The organism is Breznakia blatticola, from assembly GCF_004365815.1.
GTDB classification, from domain to species: Bacteria; Bacillota_I; Bacilli_A; order Erysipelotrichales; family Erysipelotrichaceae; genus Breznakia; species Breznakia blatticola.
Genome location: NZ_SODD01000010.1, coordinates 30,771 through 54,936, shown reverse-complemented (window position 1 = coordinate 54,936; position 24,166 = coordinate 30,771). Strand labels below are relative to the sequence as shown.

At 34.5% G+C, this 24,166-nt stretch carries 25 protein-coding genes and 1 riboswitch; of the genes, 2 read left to right on the top strand and 23 right to left on the bottom strand.

Annotated features, from left to right (window positions below):
- Position 1: 1 nt before the first annotated feature.
- The 8 genes from EDD63_RS04530 to EDD63_RS04495 all read right to left on the bottom strand — a co-directional run bounded on the left by EDD63_RS04530 (position 2) and on the right by EDD63_RS04495 (position 7,398).
- Complete coding sequence (locus EDD63_RS04530; RefSeq protein WP_134168922.1) at positions 2–1,177, bottom strand: iron-containing alcohol dehydrogenase; 1,176 nt, start codon at positions 1,175–1,177, stop codon at positions 2–4.
- A 108-nt stretch (positions 1,178–1,285) separates the two neighbouring features.
- A complete protein-coding gene (locus tag EDD63_RS04525; RefSeq protein WP_134168920.1) occupies positions 1,286–2,260 on the bottom strand; it encodes a zinc dependent phospholipase C family protein in 975 nt (324 codons plus the stop codon).
- Positions 2,261–2,296: 36 nt separating this feature from the next.
- Positions 2,297–3,757 carry a DUF2779 domain-containing protein gene (locus tag EDD63_RS04520; protein WP_134168918.1) on the bottom strand — a complete coding sequence of 487 codons (1,461 nt, stop codon included), beginning with the start codon at positions 3,755–3,757 and terminating at the stop codon, positions 2,297–2,299.
- A gap of 14 nt (positions 3,758–3,771) precedes the next feature.
- Positions 3,772–4,716, bottom strand: coding sequence for a helix-turn-helix transcriptional regulator (locus tag EDD63_RS04515; protein ID WP_134168916.1), 945 nt, complete (start codon positions 4,714–4,716; stop codon positions 3,772–3,774).
- Between the two features lie 21 nt (positions 4,717–4,737).
- Complete coding sequence (locus EDD63_RS04510) at positions 4,738–5,097, bottom strand: ankyrin repeat domain-containing protein (protein WP_134168914.1); 360 nt, start codon at positions 5,095–5,097, stop codon at positions 4,738–4,740.
- A 92-nt stretch (positions 5,098–5,189) separates the two neighbouring features.
- Positions 5,190–5,681 carry a pantetheine-phosphate adenylyltransferase gene (gene coaD, locus EDD63_RS04505; RefSeq protein WP_134168912.1) on the bottom strand — a complete coding sequence of 164 codons (492 nt, stop codon included), beginning with the start codon at positions 5,679–5,681 and terminating at the stop codon, positions 5,190–5,192.
- Positions 5,678–6,229, bottom strand: coding sequence for a 16S rRNA (guanine(966)-N(2))-methyltransferase RsmD (rsmD, locus tag EDD63_RS04500; protein WP_134168910.1), 552 nt, complete (start codon positions 6,227–6,229; stop codon positions 5,678–5,680). The genes coaD and rsmD overlap by 4 nt, the downstream gene beginning before the upstream one ends.
- Positions 6,229–7,398, bottom strand: coding sequence for an FtsW/RodA/SpoVE family cell cycle protein (locus EDD63_RS04495; RefSeq protein WP_166667542.1), 1,170 nt, complete (start codon positions 7,396–7,398; stop codon positions 6,229–6,231). Before EDD63_RS04495 ends, rsmD begins: the two co-directional genes overlap by 1 nt.
- A gap of 156 nt (positions 7,399–7,554) precedes the next feature.
- Between EDD63_RS04495 and def the strand changes: the two genes are divergently transcribed.
- Both def and EDD63_RS04485 read left to right on the top strand, forming a co-directional pair.
- Entirely contained in the window at positions 7,555–8,115 is a 561-nt protein-coding gene (gene def, locus EDD63_RS04490) for a peptide deformylase (protein ID WP_134168906.1), read from the top strand.
- Positions 8,116–8,242: 127 nt separating this feature from the next.
- Entirely contained in the window at positions 8,243–10,066 is a 1,824-nt protein-coding gene (locus tag EDD63_RS04485; RefSeq protein WP_134168904.1) for a ribonuclease J, read from the top strand.
- A gap of 8 nt (positions 10,067–10,074) precedes the next feature.
- On the opposite strand, the gene EDD63_RS04480 is transcribed toward EDD63_RS04485, so the two are convergent.
- The 15 genes from EDD63_RS04480 to EDD63_RS04410 form a co-directional block, all read right to left on the bottom strand.
- Positions 10,075–10,626, bottom strand: coding sequence for an RNA polymerase sigma factor (locus EDD63_RS04480; protein WP_134168902.1), 552 nt, complete (start codon positions 10,624–10,626; stop codon positions 10,075–10,077).
- 176 nt (positions 10,627–10,802) lie between these two features.
- Positions 10,803–11,510, bottom strand: a complete 708-nt coding sequence (dapD, locus tag EDD63_RS04475) for a 2,3,4,5-tetrahydropyridine-2,6-dicarboxylate N-acetyltransferase (protein WP_243833735.1) — start codon at positions 11,508–11,510, stop codon at positions 10,803–10,805.
- 11 nt (positions 11,511–11,521) lie between these two features.
- On the bottom strand, positions 11,522–12,235 hold the full coding sequence (dapB, locus tag EDD63_RS04470) for a 4-hydroxy-tetrahydrodipicolinate reductase (RefSeq protein WP_134168898.1): 714 nt from the start codon (positions 12,233–12,235) through the stop codon (positions 11,522–11,524).
- Position 12,236: 1 nt separating this feature from the next.
- Positions 12,237–13,112, bottom strand: coding sequence for a 4-hydroxy-tetrahydrodipicolinate synthase (gene dapA, locus EDD63_RS04465; protein WP_134168896.1), 876 nt, complete (start codon positions 13,110–13,112; stop codon positions 12,237–12,239).
- The gene (dapF, locus tag EDD63_RS04460; RefSeq protein WP_134168894.1) at positions 13,106–13,915 is read right to left on the bottom strand and encodes a diaminopimelate epimerase; all 810 of its coding nucleotides are present in this window, start codon (positions 13,913–13,915) and stop codon (positions 13,106–13,108) included. The genes dapA and dapF overlap by 7 nt, the downstream gene beginning before the upstream one ends.
- Complete coding sequence (gene lysA, locus EDD63_RS04455) at positions 13,912–15,174, bottom strand: diaminopimelate decarboxylase (protein WP_134168892.1); 1,263 nt, start codon at positions 15,172–15,174, stop codon at positions 13,912–13,914. Before lysA ends, dapF begins: the two co-directional genes overlap by 4 nt.
- Positions 15,175–15,242: 68 nt before the next feature.
- A riboswitch (Lysine riboswitch) is annotated at positions 15,243–15,407 on the bottom strand.
- 61 nt (positions 15,408–15,468) lie between these two features.
- Positions 15,469–16,227, bottom strand: a complete 759-nt coding sequence (locus EDD63_RS04450; RefSeq protein WP_134168890.1) for an EFR1 family ferrodoxin — start codon at positions 16,225–16,227, stop codon at positions 15,469–15,471.
- A gap of 31 nt (positions 16,228–16,258) precedes the next feature.
- Entirely contained in the window at positions 16,259–16,759 is a 501-nt protein-coding gene (locus EDD63_RS04445) for a GNAT family N-acetyltransferase (RefSeq protein ID WP_166667541.1), read from the bottom strand.
- Positions 16,760–16,847: 88 nt separating this feature from the next.
- A complete protein-coding gene (locus EDD63_RS04440; protein ID WP_134168886.1) occupies positions 16,848–17,027 on the bottom strand; it encodes a hypothetical protein in 180 nt (59 codons plus the stop codon).
- A gap of 100 nt (positions 17,028–17,127) precedes the next feature.
- The gene (locus tag EDD63_RS04435) at positions 17,128–17,595 is read right to left on the bottom strand and encodes a MarR family winged helix-turn-helix transcriptional regulator (protein WP_134168884.1); all 468 of its coding nucleotides are present in this window, start codon (positions 17,593–17,595) and stop codon (positions 17,128–17,130) included.
- 113 nt (positions 17,596–17,708) lie between these two features.
- Positions 17,709–18,977: a zinc-binding dehydrogenase gene (locus EDD63_RS04430; RefSeq protein ID WP_134168882.1), complete on the bottom strand. Its 1,269-nt coding sequence runs from the start codon at positions 18,975–18,977 to the stop codon at positions 17,709–17,711.
- Position 18,978: 1 nt separating this feature from the next.
- On the bottom strand, positions 18,979–19,914 hold the full coding sequence (gene pfkB, locus EDD63_RS04425) for a 1-phosphofructokinase (RefSeq protein ID WP_134168880.1): 936 nt from the start codon (positions 19,912–19,914) through the stop codon (positions 18,979–18,981).
- Positions 19,911–20,624 carry a PTS sugar transporter subunit IIA gene (locus EDD63_RS04420; RefSeq protein ID WP_134168878.1) on the bottom strand — a complete coding sequence of 238 codons (714 nt, stop codon included), beginning with the start codon at positions 20,622–20,624 and terminating at the stop codon, positions 19,911–19,913. The genes pfkB and EDD63_RS04420 overlap by 4 nt, the downstream gene beginning before the upstream one ends.
- Positions 20,625–20,626: 2 nt before the next feature.
- Positions 20,627–22,717 (bottom strand): BglG family transcription antiterminator, encoded by a 2,091-nt coding sequence (locus EDD63_RS04415; protein WP_134168876.1) that lies wholly within the window; start codon positions 22,715–22,717, stop codon positions 20,627–20,629.
- A gap of 20 nt (positions 22,718–22,737) precedes the next feature.
- Positions 22,738–24,126, bottom strand: coding sequence for a PTS mannitol transporter subunit IIBC (locus EDD63_RS04410; protein WP_134168874.1), 1,389 nt, complete (start codon positions 24,124–24,126; stop codon positions 22,738–22,740).
- Positions 24,127–24,166: the final 40 nt, after the last annotated feature.

Genomic DNA, 24,166 nt, shown 5'->3' with positions numbered 1-24,166 from the left:
TCTATAAACACATTTTATAAATGTTGATAACATCTTCTTCGTTTAACGAAACAAAGCCACCAATTGTACCAGTACGCTTATTTCCATAGCATGCACTGTGTGCCATTGCAGGAATATCTTCTTCTTTAGCTCCGATTTGTGCAAATGTCGTTGGCATTCCAATGGATGCTAAATATTGTTGGAATGCATCAATTCCTTTATTTGCCGTTGTTTCTAAATCGGTAAAGTCAATTTCGACATTCCATACACGATGTGCAAGTTGTACAAATCGCATCAAATCATGATTCATGTTATAACGCATCACTTGGGGCATAACAACAGCCAATCCAGCTCCGTGTGTTACATCATAAGTTGCACTTAATTCATGCTCAATATCATGACTTGCCCAGTCTTGACTGCGCCCTACTCCACATGAGTTATTATGTGCCATCATACCAGCCCACATAATATTTGCTCTTGCTTGATAGTTATTTGGATTTTCAATAACTTTAGGACCCTCATGAATCATTGTTTTTAATAAACCTTCAATCATTCGATCGGTTACTTCTACATCTGTTGTATTTGTCATATAGCGTTCCATCAAATGTGCCATAATATCGGTAATTCCCGCAGCACTTTGATAAGCCGGTAATGTTTGTGTAAGTTCTGGATTTAATACAGAAAATTTAGGACGTAAGCCTTCTCCTGAACTTCCTCGTTTATACATTCCATCTTCATTTGTAATTACAGAATCAGGTGAACCTTCACTACCAGCGGCAGCAATTGTAAGAACAGTTCCTATTGGTAAAGCTTGGTTGACGCGTTTTCCTGTATAGTAATCCCAGAAATCACCATCATAGATTGCACCAGCGGCAATTGCTTTTGCTGAGTCAATAACACTACCACCACCAACAGCTAGAATAAAATCAATGGCATTGTCCTTACAAATATCAATTCCTTCATAAACAAGTCCACTTCTTGGATTTGGTTTCACTCCCCCAAGTTCCATATATGAAATTTCTTGTTCATCTAAACTTTTCTTTACGCGATCAAGTAGTCCAGAGCGAACTACACTTCCTCCACCATAGTGAATCAAAACCTTTGTTCCACCAAAGCGCTTTACAAGCTTTCCAACTTCATTTTCACTTTCTTTACCAAAGGCAAAATAGGTTGGAGCATAAAAACTAAAATTTTCCATCAATTTCTCCTTTTCACGTATTCGTAACGTTCTTCTTATCTATATCGTACGCTTTTTTCCTATAAATGCTATGTAGTTTTTCATACAAATGCAATAGTATTTTACGATTTACTTGCGATCGTAAATAGGATCTTTATATAAACGTGTTGCTTCACTAGGTTTCACTCCATTATTGTAAGTTTTATCACCTAAGAATTTCAAAAACGGTTTCATATCTTTACCATCAAGTGCATCAAAAAGTAAAGGTAATCCAATCTTTGCATCGTTCATTGCGCGAATAAATACTTCATCTTCACTTTCATTGCTTGGTTGACCGGTTGTTGGATGTAACCATGTTCGTTTTTTCACATTCATGACATCATAGCGTGTATCAATATCAGGGAGCACCACATTTCCACTTAGTCCAGGTTTACGCGCTATACGTTCATAACTTCGTAATAACCGATATTTCATTTTATGTGGATCATATAAATACTTTTGTGCTTTTTGCCAATCACGTAATGCTTGTATAATTTCATCACTTGTAATCTCTGTAGAAAAACAAGCATATACTGCAGGAATATAAACTTCAGCTATGGCACGATCTGTATATTTTCCACGATTTGTAATTTCATACGTTTTAAATGAGCGAATCGTTGTATTTCGATAGTTCTTTAAATTAATCGTATCCATCATTGATTCAAAACGATGGTGATACAGTGTTGCATATTCACTTTTAAAACCAGTATTGTATACAACATATGGATGCATTACAGAATCTAGTTGCCAGTGTAAATAGTGTCCAATAATATAACTAGCCATGGCTTTCTTAATTTTATTATTTGGATAATTCAAGTACGTTTCAATCGCACTTTTATAAAAGGCATTTACTTTTCCTCGATGCAACTTCGTACCAATTTTAGATATATGTACATCTGGTGTTTTATACAACGGAAAAACTCCATGAAAAAATAAGAAATCAGGTCCATTACTACCAATTCGATACTCTTCCATATGACTTGTGATAATGTCTCTATATTTCTTATTGTTTATGTCTTTTAATACTTCTTCACAGAAGATGTTGTGTGTAATTAAATTTGGCATACATTCACCTCTTGATATGAATAGTGTATCACAAAACTATTTGTTTTTCTTTCGTTTTGCCAGTTGTCGTAGTACCCAGTGATATACCAAAATCATTGAATATGTATCCATTGCACAATACTTCAATAAATTCTTGATAGTTTCTTCATCAGCTTCATCTAACTTTGCATAGGATTGCATAGCAGTAATTCCATCACCAATCGCTAATTCATCATACGATTTATTAGTAAATATTTTAACGAGTTTCTTTAATGAGTACATTCCTGCCATCTTATTGTCATAAATTAAACCACTTGAGAAAGGAATTGCTAAATCAACCATACGCTGCCAAATTTGTTCAAGTGCATCATGATATTTTGGAAATTGCGCAGCTAGTTGCTTTAAGCGTAACTTTTCAGCACCTTCTACATTAAAACACATGACAGATCCAGTTTTTGGAATATCTTCAATTAACTGTTTAATGAAATCTTCACGACAGTCTTTACGTCCTAAAAACTCTTTGTGACGTACATTATGCTTAGCATCTTCAATATGTAATGAATACTGAAATGTAAGTACATCATATGGCTTCATTCCATCAAAAGGTGGAAAGGCAAATGTTTCCCATTCAAAATCCAAATAACTGATTGGATATGTGACATCTCTAAAAAAATGCGAGACAGCAACTGCATCAAAAAACAGAGTTCCTGTTTTTGCGGCCATGTACTGTGCATATTGATGTCGTGTTCCCTCTACATCAGCAAAGTCGATTTGTGAGATTGTTTCAATTCCTTGAATGTCATGCAATTCAAATTTCTTTGATGAAGAGACTAGATTTAAAATACTCACATCTTTTTGATTTGGGAAACATACATCAAAGTATTCACATTTCCCTTTACGTGTACATATATTGGTACGAATTTTACGTTCTGGTTCCTCCTCCATTACTGTATCAATAGCTTCGAGGAATGGTGTAAGATCACGTTTTCTTTCATTGACTAATTTGCCAATACTATGTTTTGCTTTATTTTTGTCGTTATACAATTTCTTTTCAACAAGTAGCAATTGTTCTAAATCTAGTTCTCCTTGTCGGACATATTCTGGATTTAATCGCACAATAAAGCGATCGACTACGCGAATACCTAAATGATCTAAAACCCATTCTTGATCTGCATACGTTTGTGCTTCATGTTCTTTTGGATAACAATTTGCATATGGATAATACAATACAAAACCATCATGCACTTTACGCATGATTGGCATTTTAATACGTAAATCATTATATTCCAAACGTACACTAACAAATACATCGTACGCATCTATGTTGCTAAAGAAGCGCTCATTTGTATCATGAGGAGCTCCTTTAAAATATTCCTTCATGCCAAATAAACGCAAGGTTAATTCGTATATATTTTCATTGAACATTACATATCGTTGAAACGCTTGTGGTTGCTTTTTTGAAAGCCACAATAGACGATCACAGCGCTGTAATTTATTAATATCTGATAAATGTTTCATAATTCGCTTTTCAATTATAGCATATATTGACTCAGACTTTGTTGTAAACTGTCAATTAATTCATCTTTTAGTTCACTCGGTTCAAGTAAGATACAATCTGGACCAAGGGAACGAAGAAATTCTAAGATCTTTGCTTTGTTTTCCATCGTGAATTCAATAAGCAAACCATCATCAACTTTTTCCTTGCTTTCAAGTAAACCAATACTCCGCTCTTCTAGTAAGATTGCATGTAATCCAGTTACTTTAATTTTCACGCAATATGCTTCAGCAATCAGATTTTGTTTTCCAACATGTTCATCAATTTTAAAATCTGGATCACGTGCAAAACGAATCGAGGCAATTTCAACTCGTTTCATACGTACATCGGATAGTTTGAATGATTTATATCCTGGACGCTTTCCTTCTGTACGATCATAAGCTAGAACATAATTTCCGTCTTCAGAAACGATAAGTTCATATGGTTGCACATATCGTTCATCAAATGTTGTTGCTTGTAAAGAGCGATACAAAAAGCGAACATGCATACGTTTATCTCGAGCTTCTTGAAATAATGAAATCATTTTATGTTCCGTATGAGTAGTTTGTCCACTCCACAGATAATGAATATTCTTACTTTGGTTAGGTTCATGTAATGCATTTTTGATTTTCATTAGTGCATCGTTGTAACAAGTCAATTGATTGTAATTATACATTTGTAAGAAGGCACCTGCATCATGTAGAGATTCTATTTCTTTATCAGTTAAGGCAATGGTGGGAACTAGACTTGTTTCATCTAGTCGGTATCCCCCATCTTTACCTGTAATACTTTCAATGACATATCCTGCGACTTCTAATTCTTTTTTAAATTCGGAGATATTTCGTTTATTCGTCTCTAAATAACTTGCAATTTCATCACGCGAAACTACATCGTTTGCTTTTAAGTAATTTAACATTTTGATAACAAGTGCGCTTCGATTCATAGCTATTCTCCTTAATTATATTTATGCTTGCATACTTTGTAAGGTATGTCTTGGTAAACTAAAACGTTCTGGATGTGTACCAAAGCGTTCATCTACTTTAATTGCTTTAGGTACAATTCCTTGATATGCCAGTGGTTCTACCATTTCTCCTAGTCCAAACTCTAAGGCAAAACCAAGGGCTTCACCAACTTGACTTGCACCATGAGAAATCAATAATTCCACCATTTCTAAATCTCTTGTGTAAACGGCATGAACCAAAATTGGATATCCATTAAAAATCCAGTTGGCATCTGCACCATATGTAAGTGCGCGTTTAACAGCAGCGTGATCTACATCCCATACTCCATTTAATAATTCTTTTGCTAATAATGTATCTTTCATTTTTAGTTCCTCCTTGTATTTACCTAGAGTATATACAAGATTGTTACATCATTTATGTTACATTAAATTAAATGTGAGGTAAAGAAAAAGAACTACTTAGAGTTCTTAGTATCAAACTTTTCTTTTAGCTTCGTTATTACATATGGATCGACAAACTTACTGACATCTCCACCAAAGCTAGCAATTTCTTTAACTGAGCTACTTGATAAAAAAGAATATTCAGGTTTAGCCATAAAGAAACATGTTTCAACATCCGCATCTAACCACATGTTTGCAGTAGCATTACGAAGTTCATATTCATAATCTTGTACAGCACGTATTCCACGAATCATAACTTTAGCATTTTGTTTTTTTGCATAGTGTACAGTCAATCCTTCTCCAACATCAACTGTAACATTAGGAAGATTTGCACACGTTTGCTTAATCATTTCAATTCGTTCTTCAATTGTGAACAATGCCTTTTTATCCGGGTTTTTCATTAAGACAATCACGACTTCATCAAACACTTTACTAGAACGTTCAATAATATCGTAATGCCCCTTTGTTATCGGATCGAAGCTTCCTGGATAAATTGCTTTTTTCATTCACTTACTCCTTTATACATATGTATTTTTGATTTACCATATACTTTTTCTTTGTATTTTTCTAATGTACCTATACGCACTGGTAAATCAACTTTACTATCGCTTTCACAAATGACATATGCATCATCTGTTAACATTTTATTTTCTTGTAGATACTTCATAATTTCTTCATATACATGCATTGCATATGGAGGGTCTAAATAAACCAAACGAAACCTTTCGTTTTTTAAGCAAGGCAATACTTTGTGATAGTCTGCTTGCATAACACTTGTATTGGCTTGTTCATGTAAGATTTCTATATTCTTTTTAATTACTTGGATAGCTGCTTTATTCTTATCACAAATAAATGCATAATCCATTCCTCGTGATATAGCTTCCAGTGCCATTCCCCCACTACCACCAAATAAATCAAGCATAACTCCACCATCAAAGTATGGTCCAATACTTGAAAAGATTGCTTCTTTAACCTTATCACCCGTAGGTCTAGTAAGATCTCCTTTTAAAGACTCTAAACGTCTTGAGCCATGTTTCCCCGCACATACTCGCATTATCGTAATACCCTCTTTCTTTGACGTCGTATCAGTGAAATAATCGACTGGCACACACCCATTAATACCATAATAGATAGAAGTGAACTACCTCCACTTGAAATAAATAAGAGTGGAACTCCGGTTAGTGGTAAGAACGCACTTACACCTCCAACATTTAAAATAAAGTGAATTGATAAGTACACAGCAGTACCAACTAAAATCATTCGTGTTCCATCATCTGCTGCACGTTTTGCAAAATAGAAAAGACGATATAGTATAATCCCATATCCAATCACAATGACTAGTAAACCAAAAAGTCCAAGTTCTTCGATTGTTACTGGTAAAATGAAGTCCGTTTCTGCTTCTGGTAAATATCCATATTTTTGTGCACTTTGTCCTAGACCTAAACCAGTGATTCCCCCATTGGCAATCGCATACAAACTATAGGTTAAGTTATATCCAGTTCCAAAGATTTGCGTAAATGGATTATCCGCATTAATAAAACGCGCAAGTTGATAGTTATCTGCACCTAGTAATTTCTCTAATACGGTAATACCAAAATGCGTCATACTGAAAGCAAGACCAACAACAATACATCCTAGTGCAATTTTACATAAGGTTTGAATGCCACTTAGTTTAAAGTGGCTTGGTACAATATTACAAATCAAGAAAATCATTGTTAATACAACAATTGTACCAAAGTCAGGTTGCGCAATAATTAATAATGCAAACACGATAAAGAAAAATGTTGGTCGAAAAATAATTTGCATAAGCGTTTTTCTTTGTGGTCCAATATGATAGATATTTACTCCCATATACACGATTAAAAAAGCTTTAGCAAACTCACTCGGTTGAATTGTACCCAATCCTCCAGGTAGTTGAATCCATGACTTCGCTCCATTTACTGGTGTAGAAAATAGTACAACAAACACCAAAAGTGCTGCAACTAGTACACCAATAACATCAAGTACTTGTAAGAAATTCTTATTTCGTAGCCATACTTGAAAAACTCTAGCTACTTTTACCATCGCAAAATATGAGATAATTAAAAATAGCACTTGTTTAATAATCGTGTTTCTTACAATATTGGGAGATTGTGCACTCATCCCAACACTTGTTGAAACGACCATGATACTTCCAAAGAAGATTAATATAATAACAGCCGCATGGATCCATCGATCATACATAGGCGGCATCTTAAGACTAAATAACTTTCCTAATTTTTTCACTTTATCACCTGCACTACATTTTACACTATAAATACATATTTTTAAATTAATATGTCAAAATGCTTTGCAAATTTTAAAGAATTGCGTAAAATACAACAGTAGGAGAAATATTATATGCGATTAACAATAAAAGATATTATACTTGATTCAGATCCACGAATCCGTGAGGTGTCTGAAGAAGTCAGTTTCCCTTTATCAAAAGAAGATGAAGCGCTAATTCAAGCACTTTACCAATATGTATGTGAATCTACAGATGAAGAAAAGATAGAAAATGAGGGATTTAAACCAGCAGTTGGATTAGCTGCAATCCAAGTTGCACAAAAAAAGCGTATGTTAGCTGTCGTACTTCGAGGTGAAGAAGATGAAATTGTGGAACAATATGCACTGATCAATCCAAAATTAATCAGCCATTCAGAACAAGATAGCTACCTAGCAAACGGTGAAGGATGTTTATCCGTTGAAGAAGTACATCAAGGAATTGTCCCAAGACATGCACGTATCACCATCGAAGCATACGATTATCTACAAAAAAAGGATGTTCGTATTCGCGCACGTGGTTATACAGCTATCGTACTTCAACATGAAATGGATCACTTGGATGGTACCCTATTCTATGATCACATCAAAGAAAATCAAGGTCCAGAAACGTTACATGATCCAATTGTGATTGAATAAATCAACAATATAAAGCATGAGCTAGAAAACTTATGCTTTTTTTACGCAAAATTAGGCGAAAATCATGTGCAATTTGACAGAGTATGCTATAATACATGAAGTCAAAAGGTGTTAGAAGGAGAAGTAAATGAACGAAAAGAAACAAACACCGAAAACGCAATCCAAACAAACAAACCAACAAAACGATAATAGGTTTCATAAGATTAGAAATACTGACACCTTAGTGTACGCACTAGGGGGTTTAGGCGAGGTTGGAAAGAATATGTACTGTATCGAACAAGGTAATGAAATCTTGATTATCGATGCTGGAGTGCGTTTTCCAGATGAAGAGTTGTTAGGAGTGGATGCTGTCATCCCTGACTTTCAACACTTAGTCGAAAACAATAAGAAAAAGAAATATTTAATTATCACCCATGGTCATGAAGACCACATTGGTGGAATTCCCTATTTATTACAGCATGTGCAAATTGATGCAATATACGCACCACTATTTGCAAGTGCTTTAATTCAAAAGAAACTTGATGAAAGAAAATTGCGAAATGTGAAAATACGTCATATCAATAGTGATTCAAAAGTAAAGACAAAACACTTTACTGCTGGCTTCTTTGATACGACTCACTCGATTCCAGATTCACTTGGAATTATCGTAAATACGGATAACGGAAGAATTGTTACTACAGGAGACTTTAAATTTGACTTAACACCTGTCGGTACGAACTCAGAATATCAAAAGATGGCATACATCGGACAAATCGGTGTAGATTTATTACTTAGTGATTCTACAAACTCTGGAGTTGAAGGATTTTCAATCTCAGAAAAGAAGGTTGCTGGTCAAATCTTAGACATCTTTAAGAAAACTGATGGACGTATCATTGTAGCGACATTTGCTTCAAACGTTTACCGTTTAGCACAAATATTAGAAGCTGCTATCGCATGCGGACGTAAAGTTGCTGTATTTGGTCGCTCGATGGAAAATGTGTTAGAAGTTGCACGTAAACAAGGAAAGATCAAAATCAAAGATGCAAACTTGTTATCACCTGATCAACTCAATCACTACCCCGCAAGTAAAACATGTATTGTTTGTACTGGATCACAAGGAGAACCTCTTGCTGCTTTATCAAGAATTGCTGCAGGAACACATCGACACATTCGCTTGCAACCAAGCGACACGATTATTTTCTCAAGTAGTCCAATTCCTGGAAACAACCAAAGTGTTAATACAGTAATTAATAAATTGTATCGTCATGGTGCAAATGTACTGACAAATTCAATTTTAAATAACTTACATACTACAGGTCACGCATCAAGTGAAGAACAAAAATTAATGCTTCAATTGATGAAACCAAAATACTTTATGCCTGCACATGGTGAATACAAAATGTTAAAACAACATGCTGCTAGTGCAATGGAAACAGGTATTCCTAAAGAAAACATCTTTATATGTGCAAACGGTGATGTTCTTGTCTTACGTGATCACAAGATGTTTAGAAGTTCTTTACGCTTTGATGCAGATGATATTTACGTTGATGGTAATGATAGTTCTGGTATTTCTACAGCTGTCTTAAAAGACCGTCAAATCCTTGGTGATAGTGGACTTGTTTCTGTTATCATTCCAATTGATTCACGTAAAAACAAAATCATCTCAAAACCAGTACTAGTTACTCGTGGTTTTGTCTTCATTAAAGATTCACAGTCTTTACTAAAAGAAGCTGAACAAGTTGTATATGAAGCTTTAAAAGAATATATGCAAGGAAAAGTAAGCTTTGGTGGAATTAAGAATACGGTACGTCGTACTCTTGAACCATTCTTATATGAAAAAACACATCGTAATCCAATTGTAATCCCAGTTATTTTGAACTCGGTAGAAGCAATTGAAGAGATGCAAAATCGTAATAAGAATCCAAAACCGAAACGCAAACAACCAACAAAAAAAGCAACTACGCAGGCGTAGTTGTTTTTTTATGCATCATTGCGATTCATACTATATCCATGTTTATGCAGTTGGTATGATAAGTCCAACCGAATTCGATATAAACGTGAATGAATAGTTCCTAGTGGCACATGTAACAATTTACTGATCTCAATTGGTTCATATTCTTGAATATAATGAAGAAATGCAGTGGTCCGCAAACTATCTTGAAGACTTAAAATCAACATCTGTAAGGTATCCATAAAAAACTCATAATCCAATTTCTCTTTGGTGTAAGTTACGCATGCAAATTGTTCAATACTTTGTTCATAAAGTTCCATTATGTCTAATTTTTTCGCACGCTGTAAACGATGACATACATTTAAGGTAATGGAACGCAACCAAGAGTAAAAGGCACGTTCATCTTTTATTGTATCAATTTTCTCCCAAACAATGGTAAACACATCTTGAATCACATCAAATGCTTGTTCCCTATCTGTAAAGTAATAGTATGCCCAGTAGTATACATTTTCATTAAAATTCTCATACAATTGATTAAATGCCAATTCATCTCCTGCCTTTACTTGACTAACTAATGTCATTGTTTCATCTCGATCAATAATGATTCACCTCCCATAAATTCAAGTTTAGTGAATCTATTATAGCTTCTCATGTATCGATAAATTCATTGTTGTCATGAACTATACATTAAATGTTCTTAACATCACCTATGTTATAAATTATGTATAAAAAAAGACAAAATCATCAGTGATTCTGTCTAATCATTTAATGTGCGAAGTGCATCTTCCAAACCTGTTTTGCTAGCAGTTTTTGCATCGACTGCTTTGATTACTTTAGCAGGTGTTCCCGCAACCATCATTCCTGGTTCAACATCATGTAATACAACACTTCCCGCAGCAACAACGGCACCTTTTCCAATACGTACACCTTCTACAACGACAGCATTTGCTCCAATGAGCACATCATCTTCAACAACGACTGGTGTTGCACTAGCTGGCTCTACAACGCCAGCAAGAACCGTTCCTGCACCGATATGGCATCGATCACCAACAATGGCACGTCCTCCAAGAATGGCTCCCATATCAATCATTGTGTCCTCTCCAACGATTGCACCAATATTAATAATCGCACCCATCATGATGACTGCACGATCTTTAATTTCTACATGTTCACGAATATATGCACCTGGTTCAATACGAGCATTAAGATTTTTTGTATCTAATAAAGGTATGGCTGAATTTCGTCCTTCATTCTCAATATGTATATCGCAAATGAAATCCTTTATTGCTTCTAATTGTGGTTCAATCACATCCCACTGTCCAATAAGCGTTTGACTTACTGGTAAACCAAATGCTTGGCAATCATGAAAACTTACATCTTTTGTTGTATTGATATACACTTTGACATTTGTTTTCTTTTTAGCATCTCGTATATACTTAATAATTTCTTGTGCATTCATATTCATCTTCCCCATTCCTACTTACGAAATAACACGTCATGCATGTCATATAATCCCGCAGGTTTTCCTACTAAGAATTCTGCAGCTTTAATTGCTCCATTAGCAAACACATGCTTTGAGTGTGCTTCATGCTTAATTTCAAGCACTTCATCTTCACCAGCGTAAATTACACTGTGTTCACCAACAATACTTCCACCACGTACTGCGTGAATCCCAATTTCTTTTTGACGTTTCCCGTTTCCTTCACGTCCATAAACTTCTGCATAAATGCCATCTGGATTTAATGTTTCCACTAACATTTTTGCGGTACCACTTGGTGCATCTAATTTTTTATTATGATGCTTTTCAATCACTTCCATATCGAATGAATCTTCTAAAATTGGTGTAATTAAACGTAGTACTTCTTGCATTACAGTAATTCCAAGCGAGAAGTTTGCGGTATATACAACTGGCGAACGTAAAGCAGCATGCTTAATCGCAGCAACTTGTTCACTTGTAAATCCAGTTGTTGAAATAACTATCGGTGTATGATGAATTTCAACATACGCTAATAAACTTTCTAAATTGTCTGGATGCGAAAAATCAATAATTACATCGAATGGATCACGAATATCATTGATACTTTGTAACCGATCCATACTTACAATGCCAGCAATTTCATGTCCTTTCGCTAATAACTTTTGTTCGATGATTTTTCCCATCATCCCATATCCAATTAACGCTACTCTCATATTACTGACCAATCACTTTCATTTGCTCAATGAGTTTCATGCGATTTTCCTCACTCATAAAAGTTAATGGTAAGCGATATCCACCAACTTCCATTCCACGTAAATTCATTGCTTCTTTAATTGGAATTGGATTGGTTTCAATAAATAGCGCATTAATAAAATCTAAATATTTTAATTGTAAATTACGTGATGTATGAATATTACCAGCTAAATAACTTGCCACCATATCATGTGTTTCTTGTGGAAGAATATTTGCAACTACTGAAATAACACCACTAGCTCCTAGTGACATCGCAGGAACAATCATATCATCATTTCCTGAATATACTTGGAAGTCATCACTTGCAAGTGCACATACTTTAGCAAAATAGCTAATATCACCACTTGCTTCTTTGATTGCGGCAACATTTTCAAGTTTTGCTAGACGTTTTACAACACTCACTGGAATAGTACAACCAGTTCTACCTGGCACGTTATAAATAATTAATGGAATATCTACTGCATTAGCAACCATTTCAAAGTGTAAATACATACCTTCTTCATTTGCTTTGTTGTAGTAAGGAGCAATTACAAGTAAAGCATCCGCTCCCATATCTGCGTATTTTTTTGCATATGTTACTTGTGTTTTTGTCGAGTTTGAACCAGCTCCTACATATACCGGTAAACGCTTTGCAACTTTTTCAATTGTATATTTTACAACGGAATCATCTTCATCGTGTGTTAATGTAGGTGTTTCTCCAGTTGTTCCTAACACCAATATCGCATCGGTTTGATTAGCTACATGAAACTCAATCAATTCTCCTAGTTTATTAAAATTCACACTTCCGTTTTCATTAAACGGTGTAATTAAAGCAACAATACTTCCTTGTACTAACATGCCATTTCCTCCTTTAGTTCGACTTCACCTTTGGCAATAAAGGTAGCCGGCCCTCTCATCATAATTTCATTATCTTTATCGTGAAGATGCAGTGTACCTAACTGTAACTGAACATCCACACAATGATCTACATATCCTTTTTTACTTGCAATTGCAAAACTTGCACAACATCCAGTTCCACAAGCAAGCGTAATTCCTACTCCACGCTCATATGTCACAACTTTTAGTGTACGTTTATCAACTACTTGCACAAAATTCACATTCGTTTTTTCTTGAAATGTTGGATGGTTACATATATATTTACCAACACTTTCCACATCGTAATGGTCCACATCATCCACAAACATAACTGTATGAATGGTTCCTAGAAACACAGATGCTAATTCATATGCATCAATGCGATACGACAACAAATCAATAGATGTTTCCATGTGTAGTAATGTATGATCAAATTTTGGTTTTCCCATCGCTATTTCATATGTGTCATACTTTGAATCAACATGTAAGATACCTGCTCCAGTTACTACATCGAAACTGTCTGTATCTACTAAATGTTGATCTAAAACATATGCACTAAAACAACGTATTCCATTTCCACACATTGGTGCTTGTGAGCCATCTTGATTATAAAATATCATTTCCAGTGGATTTGTGGCTACGATAATAAGTCCGTCTGCACCTATACCGATATCCTTTGAACATAATTTTTTTGCCAGTGTTGTATAATTATACATCTTTACATCTTGTTGATTTACAATTACAAAGCTATTTCCACATCCATGATATTTACAAAAAGGAATCATAGTTCAATGTCCTTTTGTACATCCAATATCATTTGTGTTTCAAATGTTTCTCTAGCAATCACTTGTCTTGCTTTTCCATCTTTTACAAAAATGACAGCTGGACGATTCAAACGGTTGTAATTACTTGCCATGGAATAACCATAGGCACCTGTTGTAAACATCACAAGAATATCATTTGCTTCTACTTCTGGTAATAATGCATCGTGAATTAATATATCTCCACTTTCACAACACTTTCCAGCAATTTCATAAGTTCTAACTGCCGGTTGTTGGTCTTTATTTGCAATGATACATTCATACTTTGCATCATATAATGCTGGCCGAATGTTATCTGCCATACCACCATCAATAAATACAAACGTTTTATTTTGCGTTTGTTTTGTAAAACCGACTGTATATAATGAATATCCTGCTTCACCAACAATACTACGTCCTGGTTCCATACATACTTTATCCACTTGTATTTGTGCTTGAGCTAGTGCATTTTCTAATGCCTCAATTAGTGTTTGACACATAATATCTGTTGGGACTGGTTGATCTTCTTTTGTATAACGCACTCCAAATCCACCACCAATATTTAAAATAGATACATCAACATTGATATCTTTGATAAAACCAACCATTTTATCAATTGCTGCCATAAATCCTTCAGTTGCTAGAATTTGAGATCCAATATGTGAATGAAATCCTTTAAATGTTACATATGTACATGCATCAATTTTAGCAATCATATCTTTGATTTCATCGACAAGATCCATTGAGATACCAAATTTTGAATCTGGTGTTGCAGTTGCAATAAATTCATGTGTATGTGCTTCAACTTTTGGATTGATGCGAATAAGTACATCAACTGGTTGTTTTAATTTATCTGCAAGAGCAACTACACGTTCTACTTCATGCATATTATCAATAACAATTGTTTGTACATGATAGGAAAGAGCCATTTCGATTTCTTCATCTAATTTATTGTTTCCATGAAAATATATACGATTTGCAGGAAAGTTGGCTTGAATAGCAACATACAATTCCCCACCACTTACAACATCAATACTTGCACTTTCCTGTTCTAGTTTTTCTAACATTGCTGTACAAGTAAATGCCTTAGAAGCATAAACTACTTCCGTATCAAATACATTACTTTTAAAGTTATTTACATATGAGCGAATTTGCTCATCAATTTTATTTTCATCATAGACAACAAGTGGACTTCCACAAGTTTCTAATAATGTATCACATGCTACTCCAGAAATTTTAAACATAACTTTACCCCCATCTTGTATAAATAAAAGGTCAACAAGATTGTACTCTTATTGACCAATTTCTGGTTCATTAAGATAGCACAACTACTTGCGTAGACAGTCCTTAAGATATTCTCCTAAAGCCCATAGATACTGTTTGCCAACAGCTCTATTCGGCGACTATTCCTCTGGTAAGTGTCAAACGAATGCCTTCTATACATACCATAATAACAAATCGCGCCTCTATCATCTATTTATATTCATGTTTTATTTATTGTACCATAACTGTATATAATTGCCACTACTTTTTACTTGCTATATTACAGGATGGTGATATTGTCCATTTTCTTGTGTTTGATTTTTATATTGAATGGCAAACTTTGGACAATGATGCAAACAACGTAAGCACATCTCACATTTCTTTTTTTGCCATACTGGTTTTCCATCAATTAATTCAATCGCATGTACTGGACACTTTCTTTCACATAAAGCACAGTGTATACAAGAATCAAGTACATGAAAACCTTTGGTTTTAGTTAAAAAGGTTTGACCAAACAAAGTTACTGGTGCACTAAGTATACGTGGAAAACCCGTTTTGGCAAAATGACCAACCTCTTTTTGTTCAATTTTATGCATAATCTCTTTTAACTCAATAATCGCATGTTGATTTATTTGCATAATCTTTTGTTCATCATTTACATCATACATCCGTGTATAGTTATCAGGCATCAATAAGTCAAAAGCTGCATCAATCCCCAATCCCTTTTTTTGCAAGATTGCATTTGCTTTCTTAATGGATTGTCCTTGTTGTCCACCACATGTTGCAATGTAATATACATATGGTTTCTTTTCAAAGGTGATGGATAATTCCAATAAGAATTGTTCCACGATGTGTGGTAATCCATAAAAATATACAGGAAATACAAATCCAATACGATCTTGATCATCAATATTGAAATTGATACGCCCTGTATGTAACCATTCGTCTACACGAATCGCTTCATGATCATATGCTTTTGCTAAATGCTCCGCAACAAACGTACTATTTCCAGTACCACTAAAATAAAAAATCATCTTTGTCCCTTCCTTCTTCCTTTTATCCTATCTATAAATCTTTACGTAGGATCCAATCTGTCTCGATTAAATCACCCATCGTAAAGTCATGTTCCCCAACTCGATAGTATCCATACTTTTTATAAAATGCTTGTGCTGCATAGTTATGCTCCCAAACACCTAACCACATAAATGAACGTTTATTTGCTTTTGCAAGTGCAATCGCAAAATCCATAAAAAGTGAACCTATACGTAATCCTTTAAACTTTTTTGAAACATAAATCCTTTGCACTTCAAATCCTTCATCACCCATATCTTCTGTTTGACTATCATACATATTTACTTTTAAATACCCTGCCAGTGCATTATCATAATATGCAAAATACGTAGTTGATGAAACATCATCAAGTGATTGCAACAATTCCTCTTTTGTATATGCCTCATCTACGTAAGCTTGTAATACCTCCGTTTTTTCTTCTGTATAAAATGTTTCATATAAAGTTTGAATGGCAATGTCTCTAAGCAATTCTACTTGCTCTTTTTCTACTCTCACAATTTCTATCATATGCTTATTATACAATAAACAAATAAAAAACATCTACTATACGCAAGTAGATGTAAAAATTTATGCACATATACAACTAACTACAATATAAGTTTGTCATAGAATACATACTTACATGCATCGTAAAGTCATATACTTGATGTTGCAATTCTTTTTTTGACAATGTCGGTGCATGTACTTGCACTTGTTGCATGTATAACATAACTAGACAAATACCGATATACATTACTGACTTTATCAATAATTTAATGATCATCCCATCCTCCCAAATACCTATACTTGTATTAAATCATATCTGCATGTATATGAAAAGGATTTTAATTATATTTTATAATTTAACGGATGACTTCCTTGTTTTATAAACTATCAAATAATTCTTGTGTAACTGGTTTACGTTTTGCCTCTAATAGTTTATCTAAATAAATCGTTGATGCTGTTACTAAGTTTTGAATATCTGTATCATCTTCATCAACCATTTCATAACGCTTAATAATGAAACTACGTGATTTACGGATTAAATCCAATCCTTTCGCTGTTGGTTGGATGTAAATAATACGACGGTCATGATTTGCGACCACTTTCTTTAGTAAATCATCTTTTACCATTGCAGTTACTTTAACTGATAAATTTGTAGCTGCTCTATTTAAAGTTGCAGCAAGCGAATTTAATGTTAAATTTGGATTTGATTCCGCCTCATTTAGAATTGCTAACTGTAATGCATTAGTTCTAAATTTTTCATAAAATGGTTGTAAGATTTGTTGACTTACAGCACTGATTTCGGATTTCAATTTCTCCGATTCTCTAATTACTTCCCATTGGATCATAATAATCCTCCTATCTGTTATATATTACTTATATTAACATAGTTATCTTATTTCCTTTTGTATTAATAGTCAACGAAAGTGACTGACTTATTACGTTAAGAAAACCAACTGTATTACAGTTGGTTGACGTTAAAATGATTAAGTAAAATTTGTTCGGCTTGTACATTCCACAATCCATTATGTGCCTCACAGCTTTCATGTAATTTCGCAAATAATGGATCCTCTTTTGCTAGTGATTCAAAATCATCAATCGCAGTTAATGGAAGATCAATTTGTGTATAAATTAACTTCTTCCCTCCTGGGATATCTGGTAAGTTAATGGTTGTATCAACCACACTATCCAAACCACCAATATGTGTAACCATTAAAGATGGATTGATCTTACCTTGTTCAGATAAACGAAGTGCTTCAAGTAAATCATCATTTGTTCCTCCGGTAGTTCCCATGATGTGTGTACTTGTGTAGTGTACATCATATAAATTCACCATTGCAGAGAAGTTCTTGTCAGTTGGACCGGCAAAGATATTCATACATCCATCAAAAGCTAATAGTTTACTTGCTTGTTGCGCAAGACTTTCAACAGGAACATATACAAAGATATCATCATATCCTTTACCTTCACTGATATCGAGTAATGCTTGTGTATCATCTTCAAAATTATTTGGATTGAAATAAATCAATTCAATTCCTTTTTCCTTCATACTTGCTTCTGATAATACGCGTCTAGCCCGTTCGATTCTTTGTTCACTCAAATCCGTCACTACAACTCGTTTTGGTTTCTTATCACCAGCAGCTGCATAATCAATCGCTCCAAGTCCCATTGGACCCGTTCCACCCATGATTAATAGATTTCCACCTTCTTTAATTCCCATGTCATGTACATAGTTTTGTTTGTTTGTATGATAATTCGCTCGATATCCACCAATGATACAAGACATCGGTTCACCTAGACTTGCACTATAATAGCTATCTCCCTCATACACCATCAAACATCCTAGTTCCATTACTTCAGGTGGAATAATACAGTACGTACAATCTCCACCAAAATATGGATATGAGTACCCAGGTGAAGCTAAACTACCTTTATAGTTTAGTGCTGGTTGTTGAGCAAAGCGTTGACCTGCTTTAAATTGGTCTTGCCACTTCTTTCCAACTTTTACAATATCTCCAGCAAATTCATGTCCAATAATGATTGGATTTTTATCTACATCATCTGGAACACGTTTGTGGTTTTTTCCTTGTTTTACTGTTTTGTATGTTGACATACAAATACTATCACTTACTACTCGTACGAGTATTTCATCATCTTTAATTTCTGGAAGTTCGAATTCTTCTAAACGAAGATCATCTACTCCATACAGTCTAACTGCTCTGGTTTTCATTTTATACCTCTATCTTTTCTAGTACGACTTGTTGTACTAATGTATCTATCATTTCTTTACTTGCCGGTTCTGTACCACTTGTTGTACATGCCCCTGCACTAATTGCCATTGCTTGTATAGCTACTTGCTCTAAAGAAAGTTTATTTTCAATTGCATATGCAAGTGCTGCAACCATTGCATCTCCTGCACCTACTGTAGATTTCACATCAACCTGTAGTCCTTTTGCATAAATCACTTGATCTTCATACATAAACAATGCACCATCTTTTCCCATTGAAATTACTACCATAGCAATTCCAGTAGCCATTAATTCTTTTGCCATTTTTGCAAGTGTAATTGGATCATTTGTTTCCTTTACATTCATGTACTGGCAAAGTTCAAATGCATTCGGTTTGATTAGAAATGGAACTTCCTTAATGGCATGTTTAAAGGAATTTCCATCTGCATCAAGAATCACTTTTACACCTTTCTTGGCAAAATGTGAAATTAGTTTTGCATAATAATCACTATCCATACCTGTTGATAAACTACCAGCAAGGACTAGTAAATCAGAACACTGAATATTTGCATCTAATAATGCTTGCATCTCTAATTGCTTTTCACTATCAATATGTGGTCCACGCTCATTTAACTCTGTTAGGTGTGTATTTGCATCCATCACCTTAAGATTTGTACGTGTACTACCCTCTACCCAAACAGCCTTTGTTTCTAGTTGCATCTCAAGCAACGATTGTTCTATATACTGTCCAGTGTTTCCAGCTAAATATGCAAATACAACACTTTCTTGTTGGAGGGTATGTAAGGTTTTACTTACATTAATACCTTTTCCAGCTGCTGAGATTACAACATTTTCTAAACGATTTAATGCTCCAACTTGCAAACTTTGTAAGCTTGCAGTTTTATCGATAGCTGGATTACATGTCAATGTATAAATCATGCTTTTGTTAGCGTGGAATGAATATACTCAATATCACAAGAATTTACCAATTCTTCAACTTCACGCATATCTCCTAATTTCATTGCAATGTTACTTAATATTTCAATATGGTCACTATCTTTGGCTGCAATTCCAATAACAACACGTACTGGGTTTCCATTCCAATCAATTGGTTCTGGATAAATTTTAACCGCAAGTCCCGTTTGCTTTACAAAAGGCTTCACTTCATATTCCCCATGTGGAATTGCAATATCATTTCCAATAAACGTCGTTAATGATTCATCTCTTTTATGCATTCCTTCAATATATTCTGCTTCAATAAAACCTGCTTCAAGCAAAGTTTGTCCAATATCATCAATCGCTTGTTTACGATCCACTTTTTTACAATTTATTTCAATACAGTCTTTATGTAATATCATATGTCTTTTCAATTCCTCCATAATTTCTCGAACAATCCGTTCATAGGTTTGCTTTTCGGTGAATGAGATAAACGTAATCACCTTTGCATTTGTGTATGTTTCTTGCAATTGATTGTAGAACATACGATGCGTAATAAGTATATGTGCATCATTTGGTACTTCTGCAATACTGCAATTTTGTATTCGCAAATTAATATTTTGTTCCTTTAATTTCTTTTGAATGAGTGATGCTCCAAGTGCACTACTACCCATCCCTGCATCGCACACAACAAATATATTCAAATCCATCATTATTATTTCCTACTTTCACTTATGACTTCAAATACGTATTCTTTTAAAATCATTTCCAGTTTTTGATATACATTTGCATACGATTCACCCATACATGCTTGATAGAACAAATCATCTTCCATCAATTTTCGTGATAGCATGCTTAACATTTTCATTTGTTCTTTACTGCTGTTTTCAGGTAGATACATAACTAATACAAAGTAAATATTACTCAGTTCTTCATGAATAAATGCTTCATGATTGGGGCGAATCAACTTCACCAATCCGCGATCAACATAACTTCCTTGTCCATGAAATAATGCAAGTCCTAAATCTGAGAATACCGTCGTATTCATTTCTTCACGTTTTTGTAGTTGCTTTATGACTTCTTGTTGCTTACTTACATCATCACTTACAAGCGTTGCACATACATGCATTACATCTTGTTTGCTTGAGCGATAATCTACAACTTCAATACTAAAACTTTCTAGAACATCAAGTACCGTATTTGCTAGTTTATCAATTGGACTACCTTCTTTTCTTGTTTGACTTTTATAACGTGTCGTCATTCTCGTTTTGCTGATTGCATCTTTTACTTTGATTTCATCTTCAGGTGGCAATAATGGATTAATTAGTATTGCCTTTGTCGTATCAGGTAACGCCATAGTTGTCAGTAACAACTCACATGTGTAATCCTGAGCATGTACTTGATCCATACTTAATGTTTCTAAATGTACATGACTATCTACAATTTTTGCTAGTTTTGCTTGTAATAAAGCAGAAACACCGATTCCTGATGCACATACAATTCCAACATGAATCTCTTTAAACATTGGCTTCGCACGTTTACTTCTTTCAATTGCAGCACCTATATGCATTGCAATGTATGCAATTTCATCTTCAGGAAGTGTATATTCATATTTTTTTTCAAGAACCCTTCCTGCTTTTCTTGCATATTCATAGATGGTTGCATATTGTTTTTTTACGTCATCAAGTAATGGATTATAAATCGACATTTGATGTTTTAATCGAATAAGTGTTGGACGTAAATGCGCAATTAAGCCTGTAAGCAATTCATCATCATCTTTAAGCAATACATCATATGGTTTTGGCAAATGCATAATCATCTGATCAATAAGTGTTAATAATTCTTCTTCACTGTAATAAGATAATAATTCATTTGGTTCGCTGACCTGTCTCTTTGTTAGTTTTGCAGCTTTCATATGCATTGCAATAAAAGCAACTTCTGCTTCAGGCATTTGAATCGCAAAGGTTTCATCTATAATTTGCTTAAATTTCTTTGCTTGTTGATATGATGGATCATGCACCATCATTTCAACTACATATGTGTTCTCTTTAATTTCTTCATGCTTTTGAATACGATCAATAGCAACAACTAAATGTATCATCAAACCAATATACGAACTTTGTGCGTATTGAATTAAACCAAGTTGTTCTCCGTGTGTTTCAAATATTGCTAAGACTTTCGTAAGAATCTCTTGATTTAGTAATCCAAAAATACCTTCATCTTGAGTAAACACCTCATTTAGTAGACTTTGCGAATTGTACATATCTACTTGTGTATCATGTTTACTTGCAAGTGATTCGTTTAAAATAGCCGTGAGCGCTTTACGATAATTCAACTCATCACCTACAAGTTCAATACCTAATCCAGGTGTACGATGGATTTGTAAGTTAAAGTTTTCAAACCATGATTCGATACAATCTAAATCATTACGAATGGTTGCTTGAGAAACTTGGAATACATCTGCATAATAGTATAATTTTTGAACTTCATTTGCGCGTAAGATTTCAAGTATTAAAAGCTTTCTTCGATCTTCTTTAATTAGATAACTATGTTTTTGGCTTTGTAGTTGTTGATATAATTGTTCTTTGTTTTCTTTTTCACCTACAATTTGTAGTCCCAAACCAGTTTTTGAAATCATTTGTAATTGAAATGGTTCTAGGACATATGCAATATCTTGAATCTCGCGAAATAAAGTTCGTTTACTTATTTTAAGTAAGGAAGAAAGCTCATCCATGCTCATAAATTCATCAGTATCTTGTTCCAAACACAACTGTAGAATTTTGCTTAATCTTGGTGATACAATCATGTGCCTTCTCCCTTCTTATGTTATCGTTTTGCTATTTCTTCAACAATGCGATCGTATTCTTCTCCACCCATAAAGTTGGTGATTTCCATTACTGTCGCACTTGGTACAGTTGAACGTACTCTATCTGCTAAACTTTGATGTGTCACAATGATTTGTGCATCTTTAGGAATTTCTTCAATCGCGTAATGTTCTACTTTTAAATCCATTCCTGCATCTTTTAGTTTCTTTGTTAGTGTGGTTGCTCCCATTGCACTAGATCCCATTCCTGCATCACATGCAAATACAACTTTTGTAATTGTCGTTGATGCTTGTTGAATCCCTTTTGATTCAGCTTTACGGTCATTCACTTGTGCTTGTGCATCTTCTAAGTCAACATCTTTTCCATTAGTTAGTTTTAAGATAAATGCTCCTACCACAAATGTAACTACGCAACTTACAACAACACTTAATGCAACACCTAAGAAGCTACCTTTTTCAGCCATACCCATTATTGCAATAATACTTCCTGGGCTTGCTGGACCAGTTAATCCACTGTTGAAAATCACATTAATGAATACTCCACTAGCTCCTCCTGCCATCATTGCAACAATTAACAATGGATTCATCATAACGTATGGAAAGTAAATTTCGTGAATTCCACCAAAGAAGTGGATGATTGCCGCTCCTGGTGCACTTGCTTTTGCCATACCTTTTCCAAAGATAGAATATACAAGCAATAATCCAAGACCTGGACCAGGGTTTGCTTCAATTAAATAGAAAATTGATTTTCCTGTTTCTAGTACTTGTTCTGCTCCCATTGGGGTGAAAATACCATGATTAATTGCATTGTTTAAGAATAAAACTTTTGCAGGTTCAACGAAGATTGATGTTAACGGTAACATATTATTTTCTACCAATACATCAACTGCTGCTCCTAGAAAATCATTGATTGCTAAACTTACTGGACCAATTACAACCATTCCAATTAATGCTAGAATAAATCCAAGAATACCAGCTGAGAAGTTGTTTACCAACATCTCAAAACCACCTTTGACATGTCCATCTAGCATTGCATCCATTTTCTTAGTCAAGTAACCAGCAATTGGTGCAATAATCATAACACCTAAGAACATCGTTACGTTTTGACCTTCCCCTAATAAGTTAAGTCCACCACCAATAACACCAAGTGATGCAATAGCTGCTACAACACCACCACGCTGTTTGTAGATCATATGACCACCTGTATAACCAATTAGAATTGGAAGCAAGTATGTCAGCATCGGACCAACTAAAGCTGCAAACTTCGCATTTGGTAACCAACCAGTTTCAATAAATAAAGCAGTGATTAAACCCCAAGCAATAAATGCTGCGATGTTTGGCATTACCATTCCACTCAGGAATCGACCAAACTTTTGAATACCTTCTTTCATTTAAATCTCCTCTTTTCTGTCTAAGACTTCCTTTGACACT